General features: G+C 58.3%; 20 protein-coding genes and 2 pseudogenes. 16 read left to right on the top strand and 6 right to left on the bottom strand.

What is annotated here, in order from left to right:
* Nucleotides 1-538 (bottom strand): carbonic anhydrase (locus G6N73_RS24560; RefSeq protein WP_246252526.1); only part of this gene is annotated, 538 nt, incomplete at its 3' end.
* 243 nt (nt 539-781) lie between these two features.
* Nucleotides 782-2,605: a glutamine--fructose-6-phosphate transaminase (isomerizing) gene (gene glmS, locus G6N73_RS24555; protein WP_165032421.1), complete on the bottom strand. Its 1,824-nt coding sequence runs from the start codon at nt 2,603-2,605 to the stop codon at nt 782-784.
* A 116-nt stretch (nt 2,606-2,721) separates the two neighbouring features.
* Here glmS and G6N73_RS38700 point away from each other — a divergent pair.
* A pseudogene (locus G6N73_RS38700) lies at nt 2,722-2,902 on the top strand (hypothetical protein); the annotation flags it as partial.
* A 71-nt stretch (nt 2,903-2,973) separates the two neighbouring features.
* Here G6N73_RS38700 and G6N73_RS24545 read toward each other — a convergent pair.
* Nucleotides 2,974-3,195 carry a hypothetical protein gene (locus G6N73_RS24545; protein ID WP_165032419.1) on the bottom strand — a complete coding sequence of 74 codons (222 nt, stop codon included), beginning with the start codon at nt 3,193-3,195 and terminating at the stop codon, nt 2,974-2,976.
* Between the two features lie 374 nt (nt 3,196-3,569).
* Here G6N73_RS24545 and G6N73_RS24540 point away from each other — a divergent pair, with 374 nt between their 5' ends.
* The 4 genes and pseudogenes from G6N73_RS24540 to G6N73_RS24525 form a co-directional block, all read left to right on the top strand.
* On the top strand, nt 3,570-4,256 hold the full coding sequence (locus G6N73_RS24540; protein ID WP_008838458.1) for a response regulator: 687 nt from the start codon (nt 3,570-3,572) through the stop codon (nt 4,254-4,256).
* A 26-nt stretch (nt 4,257-4,282) separates the two neighbouring features.
* Complete coding sequence (locus G6N73_RS24535) at nt 4,283-5,734, top strand: type II and III secretion system protein family protein (RefSeq protein ID WP_165032417.1); 1,452 nt, start codon at nt 4,283-4,285, stop codon at nt 5,732-5,734.
* Nucleotides 5,735-5,743: 9 nt separating this feature from the next.
* A complete protein-coding gene (locus G6N73_RS24530; protein WP_165032415.1) occupies nt 5,744-6,307 on the top strand; it encodes a CpaD family pilus assembly lipoprotein in 564 nt (187 codons plus the stop codon).
* 371 nt (nt 6,308-6,678) lie between these two features.
* Nucleotides 6,679-7,139 (top strand): annotated as a pseudogene (locus G6N73_RS24525) (transposase); the annotation flags it as partial.
* 334 nt (nt 7,140-7,473) lie between these two features.
* On the opposite strand, the gene G6N73_RS24520 reads toward G6N73_RS24525, so the two are convergent.
* Nucleotides 7,474-9,246, bottom strand: a complete 1,773-nt coding sequence (locus G6N73_RS24520; protein ID WP_246252532.1) for an HrpF/NolX family T3SS translocon protein — start codon at nt 9,244-9,246, stop codon at nt 7,474-7,476.
* A 465-nt stretch (nt 9,247-9,711) separates the two neighbouring features.
* Nucleotides 9,712-10,416 carry a secretin N-terminal domain-containing protein gene (locus G6N73_RS24515; protein WP_165032409.1) on the bottom strand — a complete coding sequence of 235 codons (705 nt, stop codon included), beginning with the start codon at nt 10,414-10,416 and terminating at the stop codon, nt 9,712-9,714.
* 182 nt (nt 10,417-10,598) lie between these two features.
* Between G6N73_RS24515 and G6N73_RS24510 the strand changes: the two genes are divergently transcribed.
* Genes G6N73_RS24510 through G6N73_RS24460 form a run of 11 tightly spaced genes read left to right on the top strand, consistent with a single transcriptional unit; the run spans nt 10,599 to nt 19,018 of the window.
* Nucleotides 10,599-11,111, top strand: coding sequence for a nodulation protein NolB (locus G6N73_RS24510; RefSeq protein ID WP_165032407.1), 513 nt, complete (start codon nt 10,599-10,601; stop codon nt 11,109-11,111).
* 9 nt (nt 11,112-11,120) lie between these two features.
* Nucleotides 11,121-11,984, top strand: a complete 864-nt coding sequence (gene sctJ, locus G6N73_RS24505) for a type III secretion system inner membrane ring lipoprotein SctJ (protein WP_165032405.1) — start codon at nt 11,121-11,123, stop codon at nt 11,982-11,984.
* Between the two features lie 11 nt (nt 11,985-11,995).
* Nucleotides 11,996-12,628: a nodulation protein NolU gene (locus G6N73_RS24500; protein WP_165032403.1), complete on the top strand. Its 633-nt coding sequence runs from the start codon at nt 11,996-11,998 to the stop codon at nt 12,626-12,628.
* Complete coding sequence (sctL, locus tag G6N73_RS24495) at nt 12,625-13,248, top strand: type III secretion system stator protein SctL (protein ID WP_165032401.1); 624 nt, start codon at nt 12,625-12,627, stop codon at nt 13,246-13,248. Before G6N73_RS24500 ends, sctL begins: the two co-directional genes overlap by 4 nt.
* Nucleotides 13,245-14,603 carry a type III secretion system ATPase SctN gene (sctN, locus tag G6N73_RS24490; RefSeq protein ID WP_008838447.1) on the top strand — a complete coding sequence of 453 codons (1,359 nt, stop codon included), beginning with the start codon at nt 13,245-13,247 and terminating at the stop codon, nt 14,601-14,603. Before sctL ends, sctN begins: the two co-directional genes overlap by 4 nt.
* On the top strand, nt 14,579-15,115 hold the full coding sequence (locus G6N73_RS24485; protein WP_165032400.1) for a hypothetical protein: 537 nt from the start codon (nt 14,579-14,581) through the stop codon (nt 15,113-15,115). The genes sctN and G6N73_RS24485 overlap by 25 nt, the downstream gene beginning before the upstream one ends.
* A 26-nt stretch (nt 15,116-15,141) precedes the next feature.
* On the top strand, nt 15,142-16,221 hold the full coding sequence (gene sctQ, locus G6N73_RS24480; RefSeq protein WP_165032398.1) for a type III secretion system cytoplasmic ring protein SctQ: 1,080 nt from the start codon (nt 15,142-15,144) through the stop codon (nt 16,219-16,221).
* Nucleotides 16,214-16,879, top strand: a complete 666-nt coding sequence (gene sctR, locus G6N73_RS24475; RefSeq protein ID WP_165032396.1) for a type III secretion system export apparatus subunit SctR — start codon at nt 16,214-16,216, stop codon at nt 16,877-16,879. The genes sctQ and sctR overlap by 8 nt, the downstream gene beginning before the upstream one ends.
* A gap of 29 nt (nt 16,880-16,908) precedes the next feature.
* The gene (locus G6N73_RS24470; protein ID WP_008838443.1) at nt 16,909-17,157 is read left to right on the top strand and encodes an EscS/YscS/HrcS family type III secretion system export apparatus protein; all 249 of its coding nucleotides are present in this window, start codon (nt 16,909-16,911) and stop codon (nt 17,155-17,157) included.
* An 8-nt stretch (nt 17,158-17,165) separates the two neighbouring features.
* Complete coding sequence (sctT, locus tag G6N73_RS24465; RefSeq protein WP_165032394.1) at nt 17,166-17,984, top strand: type III secretion system export apparatus subunit SctT; 819 nt, start codon at nt 17,166-17,168, stop codon at nt 17,982-17,984.
* The gene (locus tag G6N73_RS24460; protein WP_165032392.1) at nt 17,981-19,018 is read left to right on the top strand and encodes an EscU/YscU/HrcU family type III secretion system export apparatus switch protein; all 1,038 of its coding nucleotides are present in this window, start codon (nt 17,981-17,983) and stop codon (nt 19,016-19,018) included. Before sctT ends, G6N73_RS24460 begins: the two co-directional genes overlap by 4 nt.
* Nucleotides 19,019-19,308: 290 nt before the next feature.
* Here G6N73_RS24460 and G6N73_RS24455 read toward each other — a convergent pair whose 3' ends face one another.
* Nucleotides 19,309-19,494 (bottom strand): hypothetical protein, encoded by a 186-nt coding sequence (locus G6N73_RS24455; RefSeq protein WP_206079061.1) that lies wholly within the window; start codon nt 19,492-19,494, stop codon nt 19,309-19,311.
* Nucleotides 19,495-19,673: the final 179 nt, after the last annotated feature.

The following is a 19,673-nucleotide window of genomic DNA, read 5'->3' as shown; positions in this document are numbered from 1 at the left end:
TCCCGACCGAGGCTTTGCCGCCAGTCTCCGTCGGGAAAACCGCGGCGAGGCTTGCAAACGTCTCGTTCTTCGCACCTGGTGTCATGAACACGCCCAGCACGCCAAGCGCTCCGCTTTCGCGATTCTTATGGACGAAATGCACCTCCATGGGGAAGGTCTTTCCTTCCACCAGATGTTCGCTCGGCGCGTGGAAATGAAATTGCAGCAAATCGTAGGTCTTGCCGCCCCGGGCGAGCGTGCTGCCTTCCGGCACGTTGATTTGGATCGTGTGGCCGTTATTGACGACCGTGCCGCCGCCTGCCTTCCAGTCGATGCCGATTTGCGGGATATCCGCGTTGATGGCGCCCGTCAGGTTCAGCGGCGACTGCTGCGCCCCGGCCGAGCACGCGGCGTTGGCGCCATCGAGCGCGCCCCAGTGCTCCGGACCGTTTTTCCCACCATAACTCCAATGGACGCCTTCGTTGGCAATACCTGCCCGCGCGCAGATTGCGCATGCCCCCAATGCTATGAATCCTTTAATTAAATTGCGCCGTTGCATGTCGTTCTTTCATTCCATTTCTGTTGCGGGATCAAAAGCCTCTGCGTCCGCAGGGATGAGAGTTGGACGGCCTTGCCACGCGTGTCCTGCGGGAAGATCCGAGCGGGAACATGACCGGTCACTCGGTCTGGTTGGAATTGGCGGATGCCGTTCATCACGTTCCTTCGCGCGGGTGCTGCGACGTACACGAAGGTGTTGGCGTCTTCCGATGGACGAGCGTTGCCACCTATGAAAGCGTCACAATCATTCGACGGTGACTGATTTTGCGAGATTGCGCGGCTGGTCGACATCTGTGCCCATGAAGACCGCCGTGTGGTAGGCAAGAAGCTGTATCGGCAGTGAGAAGATCATCGGCGCGATGATCTCGTCGGCGGTCGGTAGCACGATCGTGTCCGTCGTGTCGAGTTTCGATGCGGCTGCTCCTTTTTCGTCGGTGATGAGGATAATCCGTCCTCCACGGGCGGCCACTTCCTGCATATTGGAGACAGTCTTGTCGAAAAAGCGATCATGCGGGGCGATGACGATCACTGGCATGTTCTCGTCTATCAATGCGATCGGACCATGCTTCAATTCACCTGCCGCATAGCCCTCGGCGTGGATGTAGGAAATCTCCTTGAGCTTCAGCGCACCTTCCATCGCCAGTGGGAAACTGGTGCCACGGCCGAGATACAGGACGTCATGACACTTTGACAGTTCGCGCGACAGAATCTCGATCTTCGGCTGGATGCTGTTCAGTACCTGGCTCATGAGGCGCGGCATTTCGGCGAGGCTTCCGGCGAGCGCCTGCATCTCATCTTCGCTTATGGTTCCGCGGGCCCTGGCGGCGCCGATGGCGAGTGCGGCAAGAACGGCTAACTGGCAGGTGAAAGCCTTGGTGGAGGCGACGCCGATCTCCGGGCCGGCAAGGATCGGAAAGACTGCATCGGCCTCTCGAGCGATGGTCGATTCGCGGACATTGACGACGGCGCCAATTTTCAGCCCAAGCTCCTTGCAGTACCTCAGCGATGCCAGCGTATCGGCGGTTTCGCCCGACTGCGAAATGAAAAGAGCCGCCGACTGCGGCGACAACGGGATCTCGCGGTAGCGGAATTCGGACGCAACGTCGATTTCGACCGGCAGGCGCGCATAGCGCTCGAACCAGTATTTTCCGATCAGTCCGGCAAGATAGGCGGTGCCGCAGGCAGAGATCGCCAGGCTGGGGATCCTGGCGAAATCGATGCTGGAAACCGCATCGGCGCGATTCTCTATGAAGTTGATATAATGGCCGAGCGCATGGGTGATGACTTCGGGCTGCTCGTAGATTTCCTTCTCCATGAAGTGGCGATGATTGCCCTTGTTGGCCAGAAAGGCCGCAGCCATGGAGGTCTGGCGCGGACGCTCGACGGGACGGCCGTCGAAATCGAAGATATGGGCGCCCGTCTTGCCAATAACGGCCCAGTCGCCGTCGATGAGATAGGTGACTTCATTGGTAAAGGGAGCAAGCGCGATCGCGTCGGAGCCCAGGAACATCTCGCCGTCGCCGTGGCCGATCGCCAGCGGTGGTCCATTGCGCGCCGCCATGATGGTCGACGGATCATCCTCGAACAGGATGGCAAGCGCGTAGGCACCCCTGACGCGTTTCAGCGTGGCGTGCATCGCCTCACGCGCCCTCATGCCCTCCCGGCGGTGTCTTGCCAAGAGATGCGCGACGACCTCGGTGTCGGTGTCCGTCTGGAACTCGGCTCCTGCCGCCGCCAATTCGTCCTTCAGCTCTGCGAAATTCTCGATGATGCCGTTATGGACGACGGCCACACCGTCGGTGAAGTGCGGGTGCGCATTGCGTTCCGTCGGTGCTCCATGGGTGGCCCAGCGCGTGTGGGCGATGCCGATGGTGCCGCTCAGCGGCTCTTCCTTCAGTCTCGTCTCTAAATTGACGAGCTTGCCCTCAGCGCGCCGGCGGTGCAAGGCGCCCTCGGTGATCGTCGCAACGCCGGCTGAATCATAGCCGCGATATTCCAGACGTTTCAAAGCGTCGATCAACCGCTCCGACACCGGCTGTTGTCCAACGATGCCAACAATCCCGCACATGTTCGTCTCCGAATTCTTACCGGCCGCCTTAGTCGACGGAGCAATCACGGGGACAGACACCCGCCCGGCGCGCTTTCGTTCAGGACCTTCTAATAGCATCCGGTAAGATTGGTAAAATTGATTATTGGGATAACCAGCATCCGCCTTATGGATGGAATCGAGATGCGTTCAAAGGCCCCGATCTAAATCTCCTCGTTGCGCTCGACCCTGATGATCGAACGCAACCTCACGGTCGCGGCAAGAAGCATCAACCTTAGTCAGCCGGCCATGTGCACGGCCATTGCGCGGCTACGCGCCTCCCCCGCAACCGCGGTCGCAGTCCTCCCCTGATGTTTCCCAATCCGCTCGCGTCGGCAGATCCTTTGAGCTTACCTGAGTCGCTCCAGCGTGTTGTCGATGCCCTTCAGTGTCGTCCCGCGATCCTCGACCGAAAGATCGGTGAGGTCGATATTAACCGGCAGCCGCAGCATGTCGGCCATAGATGAATTTGATGGCGGCCCGCCCTTCGGTGCGAACACTTCATGCCACCGGTAGGGCAGAGTGCGAACGAGCAGCGCGACCTGAGGTGAGTATGCGGATACATCCGTCATATGGATTGCTTACCATCCGAACAATCGATTTGCTCAATTCACTTCTCGAAAGCTAACCCTCCTAGTCATGGAATCATGGGGCTCTGGAAGGCGACTCTGGTTTAACGAATGCAGGGGGCCGTACGAAGGAGGATCGATGCGCAGAGAAATGGTAAGCAGAGTTGGTGGCATTTTGGGCTGGCCAACCGGCGGTTTCGGCCCGTCAACAGGTCTTTACATGCTCCATCTCCAACTATTGCAGGCGTGCGGCTTGCATGCTCCTGCGACTACCCGTCGGAAAGAGGGTTACGAACACTGCGACGAGTTGCGCGACTTCTGCTGTCGCCCCGGTCTCATAGCGGACGGTGGCCTGTCCTACCTTGATAGGAGATGAAATGCGAACGCTGCTCGTTGATCATCATGCGGATCTTACGCGCGCCGTGCGAGCTGCGCTCGGGGATAGCGGTTTCGCCGTTGATGTCGTTGGGACCCTGGAACAGGCGTCGAGTGCTTTTTGCTGCGCGAGCTATGAAATTCTCCTGCTGGAGTTGGCTCTGCCAGATGGTGATGGCTTGGGCTGGCTGAGGCAGCTAAGGAGCGACGGGCATTCAGTTCCTGCCCTCATCATGAGTAGCCTCAACGATCTTGAGAAGCGAATTGCGATTTTCAACGGTGGCGCGGACGACTTTCTGCTCAAGCCCGTCTCTACCGATGAGCTCATCGCCAGAATGAGAGCCATTCTGCGCCGGTCGACACAGGTGACCGACCCCATCGTTTTATTTGGCAATCTCAGTTTCGATCCTATCGGCCGACAGGTTTCCGTTGCGGGTCATCCGCTGAAGATCGCACGCCGCGAACTCTGTATTCTAGAGCATCTGCTTATCCGTGCAGGCCGCATCGTGCCGCGTGCGCAGTTGGAAGATCACCTCTATTCGTTCAACGACGAGGTATCTGCCAACGCGCTCGAAGTCGGAATCTATCGGTTACGTGGACACCTGTGTAGGTCGGGTGCAACGCCACGGATCAAGACCGTGCGCGGCATTGGTTACATTCTTGAATTGACTGAGGCGGCATCCGCATAGTTGGTCGAATTGAAAGAAAGACTGCCTTGAAAATCGTTCCAACTCGCCATCCTGGCGCCAATCGGCAGCCGATCCTCATCGACGGTCCGAGACCGACGGTTTCCCCCTACTTGGGCCATCTCCTCTGCGCGCTCATTCTGTTCTCTCCACATTCTGCCACGGCCCAAAACAGCGGGGATGATGGGGCGACGCGTGCCGCTTCCAATAGCATCAACGCCACGCTGAACCTTTCCTCTTCGCTCGGCAAGACAGTTCATTTGTCTGCGCCAGCCGCGACCATCTTTGTTGCCGACCCGACGATCGCAGATTATCAGGCGCCCTCGAACAAAACCATCTTCGTCTTTGGGAAGAAATCCGGGCAGACCAGCCTATTCGCCTTGAACGACAACGGGGAGGCTCTTGCCCAGTTGCGTATTGTCGTCACACAACCGATCGGGGACCTGCGCGCCATGTTGAGGGACCAGGTCGGCGACTATCCGATCCACGTCAGCTACACGCCGCGCGGCGCAATCCTTAGCGGTACAGCGCCCGATGCCGAGGTCGTCGACACCGCGAAAAGAGTCACTGAGCAATTTCTCGGTGACGGTGCGCAGGTCGTCAACAACGTCAAGGTCGCCGGGTCCTTGCAGGTCAATCTGAGTGTGCGCGTAGCGGAGGTCTCCCGTAGCGCCATGAAGGAACTCGGTATTAACTTGTCCGCCGCCGGTCAAATCGGCAATTTCAAAGTGGGCTTGTTACGCGGCGGCAGAGGTGCCGGCTCTGGTGCGGCGAACGGGGGCGGTACAGCAGAAGTCGGATTCGACGATGGCAATATCAGCGTCGGCGCGGTTCTCGACGCGCTCGCCAAGGAGCAAATCGCTTCCGTCTTGGCTGAGCCGAATCTCACTGCGATGTCCGGTGAAACCGCCAGCTTCCTCGCCGGCGGCGAATTCCCCATTCCTGTCCCGCAGGAAAATGGGCAAGTCTCGATTGAATTCCGTCGCTTCGGCGTCAGTCTGGAATTCGTACCCACCGTTCTCAACAACAACCAAATCAACATTCGCGTAAAGCCGGAAGTCAGTGAACTCACGTCACAAGGTGCCGTTCAAATCAACGGTATCTCCGTGCCGGCGATTTCCACGCGCCGTGCCGACACAGTCGTCGAACTCGCCAGCGGGCAGAGCTTTGCAATCGGTGGGCTCATCAGGCGTAACGTCAGCAATAACATCAGAGCTTTTCCTTGGCTCGGCGAGGTGCCGATCCTTGGCGCCCTGTTCCGTTCGTCCTCATTTCAAAAGGAGGAGTCGGAATTGGTTATTCTGGTTACGCCTTACATCGTAAGACCAGGATCGACCCCCAACCAGATGAGCGCACCCACGGACCGGATGGGGCAGCCTTTGGACGGGGGGGCCACGCTGACGAATTCGTTGGCAAGTCCGCCACGAGACCGCGTCGGCGCGCCAGGCGCCAAGGGCGGTCTCGGCTTTATCATCGAATAGCGGTGCCGAATGACGTTGCGGATCACAGGTCTCCTGATCGCTCTGACGGCAAGCGTAAGTGGCTGCACAAGCACCGCGCCGAATGTCGAACCATTGACACCGATCCTTATCCGGCAGGAGACCACCGTACTAATGTTCGAGAGCCTTCGCGCTTCCGAACGGCAGCGTTTGCGTGTTTTCCTTGAGAGGGCCAGTCGCGGTCGGCGCGATGCGCTTCATCTCCTTATCAGCGGGTCGCGCCGGCTCAGCGCAGAGACAGTCCATCAGGCCAAGGAGATGGGCATCGACGTTTACAACATCCACTTATTTGACCAAGACGACGGCCGCGCAGCGCGAATAGAGGCGATCGTCTTCCATGCCGACCCTCCTGTCTGTCCCTCGTTTTCCAGCCCTTTGCCTAACGAAAAGTCCTTCGACCAGACGCTTGGCTGTTCGATACGCCATAATCTGGCGGTAATGGTTAACGATCCGCACGATTTGCTCGACAATAGGGCTGTCAAGCCAAGCAATGGTGATCGTGCGGCCATACCAGCTGCCACATACAGGACATTCGCGACGGGCAAAGATGGCTGATGTCAGGTCCCTCGTCTTCGTAGATCCCGGCACCTGCTCCAGCACTAACATTGCGGATCCATCGGATTTGGCGCACGATCGTCGCCTCATCGAGGTCATTGACCTTCGACAACCCAGATGGGCAACAGGCTGCCCTCACCAAACTACGGCGCTCTTGTGTGGGCGCTGCGCTCAAGACTTTGCTTGGTGAGACGGCGGCTACTATCACGCTGAAAGTGTGAACGGAGCCGGGACGGATCCCACTCCAAGCGCCCCATTGGAGCCGGGACGGGTGCCGTCGCGGGAGTGGTTGGAATTGTGAGTTGGCGTAGTCTCCGGGGTGTCAAACCTCGAATCATCCGGCGTTAGAGCGCCGGACAGGAGACTACGCCATGACAAGGACTACCGTGAATGCGGAAGCCGTTCATCCGGAGGATGAGGCGGCGAGCTATCTTTTCGACAACTGGTTTGATCCGATCGAAGCTGGTCTGCGCGAGCGGGTGCGCGGCTTCATCGAGACGATGCTCGAGACCGAGCTGGACGCGGTGCTTGCCCGTCCCCGTTATGGCCGGCAGCCGGCGGCGCGCAGTGATGAGACCACTGGTGTCACCGGCCACCGCCACGGCCGCCGGACGCGCACGCTGACAGGGACCTTCGGCATCACCGAGATCACGGTTTCGCGGGCGCGCCTCGATGCCGGCGAGGACAAGACGGTGGAATGGAAGAGCAAGGCCCTGCGCGCCTATCAGCGGCGCACGATGGCCGTCGACGCGCTGATCGCTCTGTTTATCTCGCCGGCACGAACACCAGGCGCGTGCGGCGTGCATTCGCTAGGCTATTCGGCGGCGCGATCGAACTGGCCGTCGCGACGCTTAAATTTCTGCCGCAATCGAGAACGCGTTCTCAAAACCCACATCGCATAGGGCCTTGCTGGTTCGCTCTGCTTTGGCGCGTAGAATTCCCTCTGCCGGGTTCCACTGTCGAGCTGTTCTCACCTTCTCAGCGGCCAAGGGTGAAAGCACTTCAAGGCCGCAGGATATAAGCCGGGCCAAGCTGGACCGACTCTGGACTGGACGCGACCTTCCGATCTTCCGAGCGCCGCTCAGACCTGCTGGTGTAGGCAAAGCTTGAGCGGCAGCTGGTTGATAGAATGGACGAAGCACGCGGAGGCAGCGCACATTCGCTGGTCAGGCCACGTTCTGGGATAATGGCATTGTGCCGATCTGGTTGGAAACGCCAGCGGCTTGCACAGGCTCGGCTGCAAGACGTGCTTGCAGGTTGTTCAAATAGCCATCTGCATAGGTTTGCGCCATGGAAACCGGCAGATTGATCCCGGCCGTAACGGCCTCTTCCATCGCCTGTTTCACGAGCCCGTTGCGAATTGCCAGCTTGACCCCGGGGCCCGCGACAAGGCTGGCCGCCTGCGCTCCGATACTGATGCCAGCTTCTTGCAACGCCTGCTTCATATTGCCTCCGGTAATGGCTGTACGGAGAAGATTTGCCGCTTGCGCTTCGCAGGCAAGCGTCATCGATACGGCATCGGCCACTTGGCCCAGGACTGGAACGAAGCTGAATACACCCACCGCCGTCGCAGCCCAATCAAGCACTGGCGCGGCCACCTTGAGCACGTCGCCGACCGTGTGGATGAAAGCCCCGCCGTTCTTTTTGGGTGATTTGGTATCAGGCTGGTCCGCCCGGCCCATCATCATGTCCGAGGCGGCGTCCTGCCCCGCAGTGGTTTCGGGCACACTGGTTTTTGGCTGCTGAACGGTGCGGTTCGCAGACGACATGCCGTCGTAGAAGCGGGCAAAGTCTTTTTTGCTGACATCACCAGAGTCGACCGTATGTCCGCCGCCGAAGTCGAAGAACTTATTGTGGGTCTTATAGCCTGTGATCGAATTGTTTAGCAGACTGAACAATAAAGGATCTGAGAGTAGCTGCGCGGCCGCCTGCTGCACTTTCGGATCGAGACTCTTGTCTTGTGCCATGCTCGCGAGCTTGTCACGAGTCAGGACACCGCTCCCAAAGAAGGCATCCTGATTGTGCTTAATCGTTTCGATCGTGTCCAGCTCGGGTCGCGTGAGGCTCATCGACGATGAAGCGACTTGCAGGAAATCCTCTTTGTGGACCTTGTCTATCGCGCCACCGTACAACTGCTTCCACTCATCCGGGTGACTGACGAAGTACTGAGCAGCCGCAATGACCTGGGGCGGACATTTGCCGGTTTTCGCTTCGCCTTCGACGATCTGCTTGAAGTCAGCCAGACTCAGGTTCTTGGGCAGGTTTTCGGAGTACCGGTAAAGCTCGCGCAATGCATCGCTCAAGGTCATGACCGACGGCTGCGGATTTCCAGCGCTGTCGGATGGAATGTAGTTCTGCGCGTAGCTTTGCGCCTGGCGGTCCTGAAATTCGGCAACTTGTGAGTGATGGCGGGAGAATCCGGACAAATCCTTCGCCGTGATCTTGCCGCCACAGCGGCCATCGCCCTGCGAGCCGATCGCATAAAAAAGCTCCGGGTCCTGCTGCAATCCCTCGATCGCCGCCTTCAGATCCGGTGGCGTAGAGGGATCATTGGCTTTGTCCCCCAACGATTTCCAACTGAGCGGGCATTGGTCCTTGTGACGGTTCAGCACCGCCACAATCTGCAACTCGGGCTCGGTCAGCGAGCCGCCGTTCCACGTGATTCTCGAGCTTTTTACGGGCGCCGGCGCGACGGAACCGGAGGCGACCCCAGAGGGCTGCGGGCCCTGATCCATCGCTTCGATTGCTGCCCTCATATTTGGCGGCAGCAGGCTCAAGGGGTTCCGGCACAATTCGTCCAACGACGCCCCGACATCCGGCGACAGCAGTTCCAATGGGTTCCGGAAAAACTCTTCCATCGACGACTCGAAATTCCGCGGCAGCGGGTCCCGGAGCGCGAAGGAACCGGCCCTGTCCTCGAGCATGTAAATGGCCATCATCGCATCAAAGGACGGCGTGCTTTCCGGAGTCCTCCTGTCAAACGTATGCCCAGATGGTATCGGGCCCGACCAGACCTGTGCGGACTGCGGGTTCGGGCTGTTGTACTGTGGGAGGTTCGCGCTGTTGTAAACGTTAGTGGCGTTACTGACGTTAGTAATTAACATTTGTGGCTCCTCAGACGTGAAATTGCAATCCCCGCAAGGGTGACGCCAATGTGTGTTCACGAACGTTGACAATTCCGAGCATTGGCCGGGTACCAAATTGCCCTTGGCCGCGCTTCAATTGCTCCGCTCCTTAGTAGCTCCAGGGTTCAACTCCAGCACAATCGCCGGCGATCGTTGAAGATCCTGAATCTCATCATGAGCGGTTCAGCTTTCGAGAAGCTGACGAATTCAAAAGAATTCATAATCAGGAGGCGGCCGCCGGTAGTGTTTTCTCCGGAAGCTGCGGCGTATCCATAGATGTCATTTCTGACTCAGCTCAGGCTTCCCGCCAACGCCGTCCTGTTGCGGCACGTCAGAAGAATAAGAGGCTTCCGGTCGTCCATCGCGGACGACCATGGTGGAGGAGCCCCGAAACAATATCAGCACGGATTCCCTCGTCGGCGCCGCCGCGACGTGAGGCCGCGCCTGCGCCTCCGCAACGAGGCCGTTGAACGTCTGCTCCACGAGCGCGATGAAGCGCGGCGGACCGGAAACCAAGACGAGGCCATTTCCCGGCGCGGGTCTCACGACATAGCGATCATCGGAGATGTTGAGCTCATCGAGAGCCGCCTTGAACGCATCGAAGCGAATCGAAGTCAACACAAGCATCCGAGTTTGCGCTTCTTTTGCAGCAGATACATAGAGCACAAGCCCATCATAGTACCATTGGAGATCGTACAGCTTGGTCAAGCGGTCGAGGAACTCGCGCGGTGGCAAATCCGGCATACGCCCGCGAATCCGCCCCTTCACCTCGGCGCTGATGTTGACCCTGATATTCAGGTTGCTGCCGAATTCCTGTAACGCGGCAGAGAGATCCTGATCTAGAACCGTATACGTATAGGGTGTCGAGGGGAGCGACAGAGGGACGCCGAGAGTTGCGTGGATCCCGGTGGAGAGAAAAAACCCGACACAGAGAAGTCCCTTCAAGCTGTGCAGGATGATGGATCGGATGAGCGTTCTTGACATCTCGTCCTGATAAACCAAAGGCAGAAACTCTCACAAGTCACTAAAGTCGGCAATGTGACTTTTTAAATGACTAAACGACGCCCTCGTCAGCCTGCCGTCAGCTCGCCTCTCTAGGTGTTGACCCAACAGCGGGTGACAACCGGCTGGACTCATCCCACGTCAAAGAGCAATCGAGTCCTTGCATGATGATGCCTGTCCCGTCGATCTCTGCCAGTCTGACAGACTCTCTTCCCGGAGTCGGGTCACCTTCATTCGGCGAGCAGGCCCAGTTTGAGCGCGCGCTAGCGCAGGCGGCCGCCTCGATGAAAAACGATACCGCGTCGGGGCCAGCGACATCGGCGCCAGTTCCTCCGCAGTTGGATGTTCAACGCGCGACTGCGCAGTCTAGCCCGCTGGGCGACCGCGTGCTCCAGACGATTTCTTCCATGTACCGGGACAATGCAGTTACTTCTGCCGCGCTTGACCACCAGGTAGGCCTTGCGAAGGACGGTCTACCTGGGCCGGCGCAGAAGCTCCCTGTCGAAGGTGGCGCAGCGGGAGCGCAGATGTCGGGCGTTCCGCAAGCAGGACATGATTTCGAATCGATGATTGCTGATCTGCGGGATCTCTACAACGGCGCCACCCAAGTTGCTCTTATTTCCAAAGGTGTCAGCGGCATCACCTCATCTGTGAACAAACTATTGAAAGAAGGATGAACGGCGCGCATGATTGGCTTAGCCCATGGCGAAATCATGCATAGTCGCCAGACTGGTCGGCGATTGCTTCATTTTATCGTGCTGCCACTTCTCCTTGCCCTGAGTGGTTGCAAGGTCGATCTCTACACGCAATTGCAGGAGCGCGAGGCGAATGAGATGCTCGCGCTTCTGATCGACAACGGGGTTGAAGCGGTCCGGATTGCCGCTAAGGATGGGACCAGCACGATCCAGGTCGACGAAAAGCTGCTTGCTTTCTCAATCAACCTCCTGAATGCCAAGGGGCTGCCGCGCCAGTCTTTCAAGAACCTCGGCGAGATATTCAATGGATCGGGCCTGATTGCCTCGCCGACCGAGGAGCGTGCTCGTTACGTCTATGCGCTGAGCGAAGAGTTGTCGCGTACGATCAGCGATATCGATGGCGTCTTCTCAGTACGTGTTCATGTCGTTCTGCCCAATAACGACCTGTTACGAGCGGGAGGCACGCCATCCTCGGCCTCGGTTTTTATCCGGCACGACGCCAAAGCAAATCTCTCAGTTCTGCTGCCGAAGATAAAGATGCTCGTCGCCGACAGCATCGAAGGCCTGTCCTACGAAAAGGTCGAAGTGGTTTTGGTGCCAGTGGAACGGTCCGCACAGGAGCAACGGTCCGTACCGGCGACTGTTTCGGCCCAAGCTGGGTCCGTTCCATCGCCACTTCTGGCGATGGTGATGGGTGTTGCCGCAGCTGTATTCGCAGTAGCGTGCTATCTCTTAGCCAATGTTCTCAGGCATCGGCGCAGGCAATCATCGGGCGAACTATCCAAGGTCGAGGGCCCCTCGGGTGTTTCCGCTGTCGCGGTCACTCGCAAAAAGATCATCGGCGATACGGCGTAGGTAAGATTCCCATGCCGATAACGATACAGTCTGCCGAACGCGATCAGTCGTTCCAATTGCGTTCCGTGTGCCTGAACGATCTTGCCGCTTCGGCCCACCCGACTCGTCTTGCCGCACGTCTTGATCCGGCGTTGTCCGCTGCGACATTGGCGCAGTTGCAGAAGAGTCCCAGGCTGCAGCCAAGACTGGCAGAATTGCTGCTTGACAATGAAATGAATTCGAACGGAAGCGGCTGGGGGCCAGATCTTCTGCGCGGACATGATCCGCGTCGGGCTGCTCTCCTTGCCGGCAGTATCTGGCATGCCCGTTCGCTGCTGAAGCTTGTTTCAAAGCCTCACCTCACCGCGCTTGTTGGACATATCGGCGCTGATGCCCACGCGTTTGGCATCCGACATCTGGCGCATGCGATCGCAAACAGCTTGATCGCTGATCCGGAAGAACTCGCACAGCAAATTGAACACGATGGACATGCCTGCCTTGGTGCTTGGCTCAATGACAGTTCAGCGCTTGAGCGCAACCGCGTGCTTCTACGGTTGCCCGTCGGGACCGCCGCCGAGACCCCAGCGCCCGAACACAGCAATGCCTCGGGAAAGTTGTTTTCGCTTGTCGTAGCCCATTTTGAGACGGAGATCCCGGTGATATGACAGCCGATGTTTCCGCAGCGCCCGTCGCGCCGCAGATGCGTCCAGTGGGGCCACTGGTACCAGCGAGTGAGCTCGATATCTGGTACAGCGCCGCAGAAGCGCGTGACGCAGTAGAACGGCATCGGCAGCGGGTTCGCAACTGGGTACGTGCCGCTTATCAGCGTGAACGGGCGCGCGGCCATACCGAGGGCTTGAATGCAGGCGCCGAGGAAATGGCGCGGCTGATTGCACGGGCAGTCTCCGAAGTTGCGCGACGAAAGGCGGTTCTGGAGCAGGAATTGCCACAGCTCGTGATAGAGATCCTAAGCGATCTTCTGGGTGCGTTCGATCCGGGCGAGCTGTTGGTGAGGGCTGTTCGTCACGCGATTGACCGCAAATATAACGGCGCGGAAGTTTGCCTTCATGTGTGTCCCACGCAAGTCGATATGATCGAGCGCGAGTTTGCTGGCTGCGACGGACGGGAAGGCCGCCCGAGGGTTCGGATTGAGCCGGATCCGACGTTGTCGCCGCAACAGTGCGTGCTGTGGAGCGAGTACGGCAATGTCGATCTTGGACTTGATGCACAGATGCGCGCGCTGAGCCTCGGCTTCGGGTCGCATTCTGAAGAAGGCATACTGTGATCACGCCGGTACCACAGCAGAATAATCTCGCTGGCAGCCGGGCTCCCGATCCGGCGATCTCGTCTTTGAGGTCCACAGCAAAGCGAATCGACACGCGTGTCGTGCGCGGACGGATCACGCGGGCTGTCGGTACACTGGTCCATGCCATCTTGCCAGATACTCGGATTGGAGAACTTTGTCTGCTGCAGGATACGCGAACCGGCCTGTCGCTCGAAGCCGAGGTGATCGGTTTGTTGGACAATGGCGTGTTGCTCACGCCGATCGGTGACTTGGTGGGCCTGTCCAGCCGCGCAGAAGTCGTGTCCACTGGACGAATGCGTGAAGTGCCAGTCGGCCCCGATTTGCTTGGCCGTGTGATTGACAGCCGTTGCCGCCCACTCGACGGCAAAGGCGAAGTCAAAACCGCCGAAGCTCGTCCGCTGCACGGCAGGGCGCCCAATCCAATGACAAGGCGCATGGTTGAGCTGCCATTCCCGCTCGGGGTCCGTGCACTGGATGGTCTCCTCACATGCGGCGAGGGCCAGCGGATTGGGATTTACGGCGAGCCTGGTTGTGGCAAGTCGACGTTGTTGTCGCAGATCGTAAAAGGCGCCGCCGCCGACGTTATCATAGTCGCGCTCATAGGCGAGCGTGGACGTGAGGTTCGTGAATTCATCGAGCGGCATCTCGGGGAGGAGGGCCTGCGCCGTACGGTCGTTGTCGTTGAAACCTCCGACCGCTCGGCAGTGGAGCGAGCGCAATGTGCTCCTATGGCGACCGCGCTCGCGGAATACTTTCGCGAACAAGGGCTACGCGTCGCCCTCATGTTGGACTCGCTGACGCGCTTCTGCCGCGCCATGCGCGAAATTGGTCTTGCTGCGGGCGAGCCGCCGACCCGGCGGGGCTTTCCTCCTTCCGTTTTTGCCATGCTGCCAGGGCTGCTGGAACGTGCCGGCATGGGTGAGCGCGGCTCAATCACGGCCTTCTATACTGTACTTGTCGAAGGTGATGGCACAGGCGATCCAATCGCCGAGGAATCGCGCGGCATTCTCGACGGCCATGTCGTCCTCTCACGCGCTATCGCGGCGCGATCGCATTTCCCCGCCATCGATGTGCTGCAGAGTCGCAGCCGCGTCATGGATGCGGTCGTTTCCAGGACACATAGCAAGGCAGCATCCTTCTTCAGGGATCTCCTCTCGCGCTACGCCGAGTCCGAGTTTTTGATCAACGTCGGCGAATACAAGCAAGGCGGCGATCCCCTAACTGACCGGGCTGTCGCCTCGATTGGCGACCTGAGGGAATTTTTGCGCCAGGGCGAAGGCGAGGCGTCGGATTTTGAGGAAACGGTAGCATGGATGTCGCGTCTGACCGCGTGAATCGTGTTCACGCTTCGAGGCTACGGCTTCTGAAGGAAATGCAAGAGCGTAGTGCCCTTAGGGAGCTGTCCACAAAGGAAGCCCAGCGCCATATGGCCACCTTAGCCGTACAGAACGCCTCCCAGGGGCTTGCAATCGCACGGCAACACTGCGCAGGCGCCGAAGCGGCGCTCTACCAGGAGCTGATGTCGCTCGACACCTTGTCCAGCGCAGCACTCGACCATCACAACCTTCACATTGAGCGGCTTGCGGCTGAGGTCACTTCCAGACGCCAGATGCTTGATGATGCACGCATCGCTCAAGAAAAGGCAGAGACAGCGGCGTCTGAGACGAGGGCCCTATGGGTCAGACGTTCGGCGGCAAGGCACAAATGGCAACAAATCGAGGACGACGTCCGGCGCGCCGTCGATATTCATTCGGAAGCCGCAGGCGAAATTGAGGCCGATGATGAGATATTGCTTCGGTATGGGAGGGTTTCGCTCGCCCTGATGTCGGATAACCAGATCCGATAACCGCAGGTTCTCTGAATGACGCGATCGTGCAGCTTAGAGCCGCTTTGGTAACAACTGTGGTCAGACCCGTTATATTCGAACCAGCGCTAACACTGTCCCACGTGGTTGTCTCGTGGCTCAATGATATAGCGACCTCCCGCAGGCCGTTTCAGAGCCGGATCAGCGACAAGCCGCTATCGGTGCGGATGGAAGGGCTTGTCTGGCATCAGCAACCTTCTGCCATTCCGATGCTTGACTGCGTTTGGCGCGTGGGGGCTGAAACGATCGTCTTGTCGCTGTCACGACGGCTTGTCGAGGCGCTCGTGTCGACAGTGCAGAGCGGCCTTGCTTTCCCTTCCGAGCCAACTGCTTCGCTCATTCTCGAACTTGCACTCGAGCCGCTTATCGCTCGACTGGAGGATATGACGCAGCTGAACGTGCAGCTTCTGCACGTGCGTGAAGCCATGACACTGGCTCCTTATCTGGAACTTGATATCGGCTTCGGCCCAGTCAATGGCAAGGGCCGTCTGTTCCTGTTCTCGCCTCTTGATGGCTTGGTGCCGTCTGCCTTCCGCGCGCTAGGCGAACTGCTTGGCCAGTTGCCGCGACAGCCGCGCGAGCTATCCCCAGAGCTGCCGATCATAGTTGCAGGAGAGATCGGCACGCTTTGCGTTCCGGCAGCGGTTCTTCGCAAAGCATGTGTCGGTGATGCTCTGTTGCCAGACATATCGCCGTTCGGCCGCGGCCAGATCACTCTATCCGTCGGCCGGTTATGGGCCGGGGCAGATATTGAGCGCGACCACCTCATCCTGCGGGGGCCTTTCCGCCCGCGATCGTGCCTCTTGGAGAATGTGCATATGACGACACAATCCGAATCGCAGCAAGAATCGTCGGAAGCCGATCTCGACGATGTCGAGATCGTGCTTGTCTTTGAATGCGGCCGCTGGCCTATGCCTCTAGCGGAATTGAGGAGTGCCGGCGAAGGGCATGTTTTCGAACTCGGTCGGCCGATCGACGGTCCGGTCGACATACTTGCCAACGGTCGGCGTATCGGGCGTGGCGACATCGTGCGGATCGGAGATGAGCTGGGCGTCAGACTCCGCGGCAGCTTGGCATCCAATGACTGAGATTCAGCCGGCAATTCTGTCGCTTCTTGCGGTTACAGCCGGACTCGGTCTGCTGGTTTTAGCAGTCGTCACAACCACGGCGTTTATAAAAGTCTCAGTTGTTCTATTCCTCGTCCGCAACGCGCTCGGGACCCAGACGATACCGCCGAACATAGTGCTGTACGCTGCGGCGTTCATCCTCACCATTTTCGTTAGCGCGCCTGTTATTGAACAGACCTATGATCGGATGACCGATCCAAAGCACCGCTATGAAACGTTGGATGACTGGATAAGCGCCGCTAAAGAGGGGCGTGAGCCCATGCACGGTTATCTCAAGAAGTTCACAAATGAAGAGCAGCGCCGTTTTTTTCTATCGTCGACCGAAAAACTCTGGCCAGAGGAAATGCGCGCCAGAACCACACCTGACGATTTCGCCATTCTCGTACCATCTTTCCTAATTTCAGAACTCAAGCGTGCATTCGAAATAGGTTTCCTTCTCTATCTTCCCTTTATCGTCATCGATCTTATTGTAACGACAATTTTGATGGCGATGGGCATGTCTATGGTATCGCCGACAGTCATATCTGTCCCTTTCAAACTATTTTTGTTTGTCGCTATTGATGGTTGGTCAAGATTAATGCACGGACTTGTGTTGAGTTACACCCAGCCAGGAGGTTGATTATTACTCAATCCAGTATTGTCACTCTTATGAGCCAGTCGTTGGTGGTTTTCATGATCTGGATTCTGCCACCGCTCATTGCATCGGTGATTGTTGGCCTAGTCATTGGTATCATCCAGGCGGCAACGCAGATCCAGGATGAAAGCTTGCCCCTCACCGTAAAGCTTCTGGTCGTTGTGGCGGTGATTGGCCTGTTTGCCCCTGTGCTGAGCGCCCCGCTCATTGGGCTGGCCGACCAGATCTTTACGGAGTTTCCCGCAATGACACCTAGCTACTAGCCTCCGCCATGTATGCGTCATCGGCCGAGATTCAAATCCTGATCCATGCGGCTATCGAACTCGTCGTTGCAGCCGGCCTTGGCGCGGCCCGCGCGATAGGCATCATGATGGTCCTTCCTGTGTTTACGCGGGCTCAGATCGGCGGGCTGATTCGCAGCTGCCTTGCTGTTGCCTTCGGACTACCATGCTTGGCACACGTCAGTGACGGGTTGCAGGCGCTGGATCCTGAAACACGTCTGATCCAAGTAACTCTGCTCGGATTAAAGGAGGTTTTTGTCGGCCTGCTACTTGGCACTTTTCTCGGCATCCCGTTGTGGAGCCTTCAGGCGGCCGGCGAGTTTATCGACAACCAACGCGGCATCACCAGCCCGACCGCTCCGTCCGACCCCGCGACGAACAGTCAGGCTTCCGCTATGGCGGTTTTTCTCGGGATCACTGCAATTACGATCTTTGTCGCATCAGGAGGCCTGGAGGCTGTGATCAGCGCCCTTTATGGCAGCTTCCAGATCTGGCCCGTGTATCGGTTTCACCCCATATTGACCGCGCAAGGAGCAATGGAGTTATTAAGGCTCCTCGACCACATCATGCGTACGACATTGTTGGTCTCCGGGCCTGTAGTGTCCTTCCTGGTGCTGGTTGACGTGTCAATGATGATACTGCGGCGCTTTGCGCCCCAATTCAAGTCGAGCCAACTGTCCCCGACGATCAAGAATATCGGCTTTCCGATTATCATGATTACCTACACTGCCTATCTCATCGAGGGGATGAACCTGGAGATCACACAAGCGAATGGCGCGCTTGAGTGGTTCGACAAGCTGCTGAAATGAGCAACACGAGTGAAGAGAAGAACCACGCCGCCACCCCGAAGAAGCTAAGTGACGCGCGTAAAAAAGGCCAGATTCCACGCAGCTCCGACTTCGTCCGCGCGGCTGGCACTTGCGCTGGACTCGCCTATCTTTGGCTAAGAGGGAGCGTGATATTGGACAAATGCCACGAAGCGCTACTCTTAACCGACAAGCTGCAGAACCTGCCTTTCAATATCGCGGTCCGGCAGGCACTGGTCCTGCTAATCGAACTCACCCTGGCAACCGTTGGCCCGCTGCTTGGAACTCTCGTGGCCGCGGTCATTTTGGCCGGGTTAATAGCCAATGGTGGATTTATCTTCTCTCTCGAGTCGATGAAGCCCAACCTTGAGAAAATAGACCCTTTTCAAGGGCTGAAGCGCATGGCGTCTGCGCGCTCTTTAGTCGAGGTTGGGAAGACGCTGTTTAAGGTAATGGTCCTCAGCTCAACCTTTCTCCTCTTCCTTCTCGGTACGTGGAAGACGATGGTCTACCTGCCGGTCTGCGGCATGGGCTGTATCGGCCTCGTCTTTACGGAGGCGAAACTGCTGTGCGCGATCGGCGCCGGTGCACTTCTGGTCGGCGGACTGATCGATCTCCTGGTGCAGCATGCGTTGTTTCTGCGCGAAATGCGCATGACTAAGACCGAAGTGACGCGCGAGTTGAAGGAACAGCAAGGTACGCCGGAGTTGAAGAGTGAACGACGTCGCCTCCGCGACGAGGCTGCTGGCGAGCCTCCGCTTGGGGTGCACCGCGCCACGTTGGTCTTGAGAGGGAGGGCGATACTGGTCGGTCTGCGTTATGTTCGTGACGAGGTCGGGGTGCCGGTCTTGGTTTGCCGCGCCGAGGGCAAGGCTGCTTCAGACATGTTGATTCAGGCGCGGGCGCTACGTGTCCACATTGTCGATGATCATGTTCTTGCGCATCAGCTCATCAGCACAACGAAGCTGGGTGACGCCGTTCCTGCGCAACATTTCGAGCCTGTCGCGAAAGCACTCTTCGCCGCAGGCTTAGCCTAGTTGTGGAGCCTTCTGCGGTTGCTGCCCGCAATACAAGAGGCTTCTGGCCCTTTTCGACATGTGATCGAGTGCGGTCTTCTGTCAGGCCTTCATGTGCGGCATTCCAGGAGCCGCTGGCCGTTTGGTGATCTGCAGATCAGGTCCAAGTCTCAACAACGAGCGCATTGGCTTTGGCTCCGGCTGGTTTTCCTGATCCAGATGTGTTCGATCCTTGCGCCCATTCGGGTCGTCGCCTTCTCAACCTCCCTTTTTCCGGCGCCGGGCTGTTTGCCGCAGGTCGATCATCAGCCTCAGCCGACGCCGGATTCCGAGGGCAGATTGCTCTTTGGGTCCTCGACGATCCCCTCAATGCGAGTGAGGTGGTGGATACCTTGCGCGACGACGGGGCCGTATTCGTAGAGAATGGCACGCAATGCATTCACCAGATCGGTGCGCTGATGGACGAGGCGCTGGCGAGCTCGGAACAGCACTGCCATGGCCTGCTTCTACGTAACTGCTCCCTTGGAACTGGCAGCCCTGGCAAGACCCGCAATCGCTGACGCTTAAAGCCAGGTCGGTTTTTCTTTTGTGCGTCCGGGAGAACGCCTTCGTCAGCTAATCGTCAACCAGGCGGTCTATCTAGCTAAGCTAGGCCTGCTGCGCCTAGCCAGCCTGA

This window comes from Allomesorhizobium camelthorni (assembly GCF_011045125.1).
In the GTDB taxonomy this organism is placed as follows: domain Bacteria; phylum Pseudomonadota; class Alphaproteobacteria; order Rhizobiales; family Rhizobiaceae; genus Allomesorhizobium; species Allomesorhizobium camelthorni.
The sequence above is the reverse complement of the archived record's forward strand: the minus strand, read 5'-3'. Positions and strand labels throughout refer to the sequence as shown.

Bases quoted from the DNA above. Each gene is read 5' to 3' on its own strand.
- G6N73_RS24485 (WP_165032400.1), top strand. From the start codon at position 14,579: ATGGATGTCGCGTCTGACCGCGTGAATCGTGTTCACGCTTCGAGGCTA.
- glmS (WP_165032421.1), bottom strand. From the start codon at position 2,605: ATGTGCGGGATTGTTGGCATCGTTGGACAACAGCCGGTGTCGGAGCGG.
- G6N73_RS24500 (WP_165032403.1), top strand. From the start codon at position 11,996: ATGCCGATAACGATACAGTCTGCCGAACGCGATCAGTCGTTCCAATTG.
- G6N73_RS24545 (WP_165032419.1), bottom strand. From the start codon at position 3,195: ATGACGGATGTATCCGCATACTCACCTCAGGTCGCGCTGCTCGTTCGC.
- G6N73_RS24510 (WP_165032407.1), top strand. From the start codon at position 10,599: ATGATGATGCCTGTCCCGTCGATCTCTGCCAGTCTGACAGACTCTCTT.
- G6N73_RS24455 (WP_206079061.1), bottom strand. From the start codon at position 19,494: ATGGCAGTGCTGTTCCGAGCTCGCCAGCGCCTCGTCCATCAGCGCACC.
- sctT (WP_165032394.1), top strand. From the start codon at position 17,166: ATGTATGCGTCATCGGCCGAGATTCAAATCCTGATCCATGCGGCTATC.
- G6N73_RS24470 (WP_008838443.1), top strand. From the start codon at position 16,909: ATGAGCCAGTCGTTGGTGGTTTTCATGATCTGGATTCTGCCACCGCTC.
- sctR (WP_165032396.1), top strand. From the start codon at position 16,214: ATGACTGAGATTCAGCCGGCAATTCTGTCGCTTCTTGCGGTTACAGCC.
- G6N73_RS24460 (WP_165032392.1), top strand. From the start codon at position 17,981: ATGAGCAACACGAGTGAAGAGAAGAACCACGCCGCCACCCCGAAGAAG.
- sctL (WP_165032401.1), top strand. From the start codon at position 12,625: ATGACAGCCGATGTTTCCGCAGCGCCCGTCGCGCCGCAGATGCGTCCA.
- G6N73_RS24515 (WP_165032409.1), bottom strand. From the start codon at position 10,416: ATGTCAAGAACGCTCATCCGATCCATCATCCTGCACAGCTTGAAGGGA.
- sctJ (WP_165032405.1), top strand. From the start codon at position 11,121: ATGATTGGCTTAGCCCATGGCGAAATCATGCATAGTCGCCAGACTGGT.
- G6N73_RS24540 (WP_008838458.1), top strand. From the start codon at position 3,570: ATGCGAACGCTGCTCGTTGATCATCATGCGGATCTTACGCGCGCCGTG.
- G6N73_RS24520 (WP_246252532.1), bottom strand. From the start codon at position 9,246: ATGATGGCCATTTACATGCTCGAGGACAGGGCCGGTTCCTTCGCGCTC.
- G6N73_RS24530 (WP_165032415.1), top strand. From the start codon at position 5,744: ATGACGTTGCGGATCACAGGTCTCCTGATCGCTCTGACGGCAAGCGTA.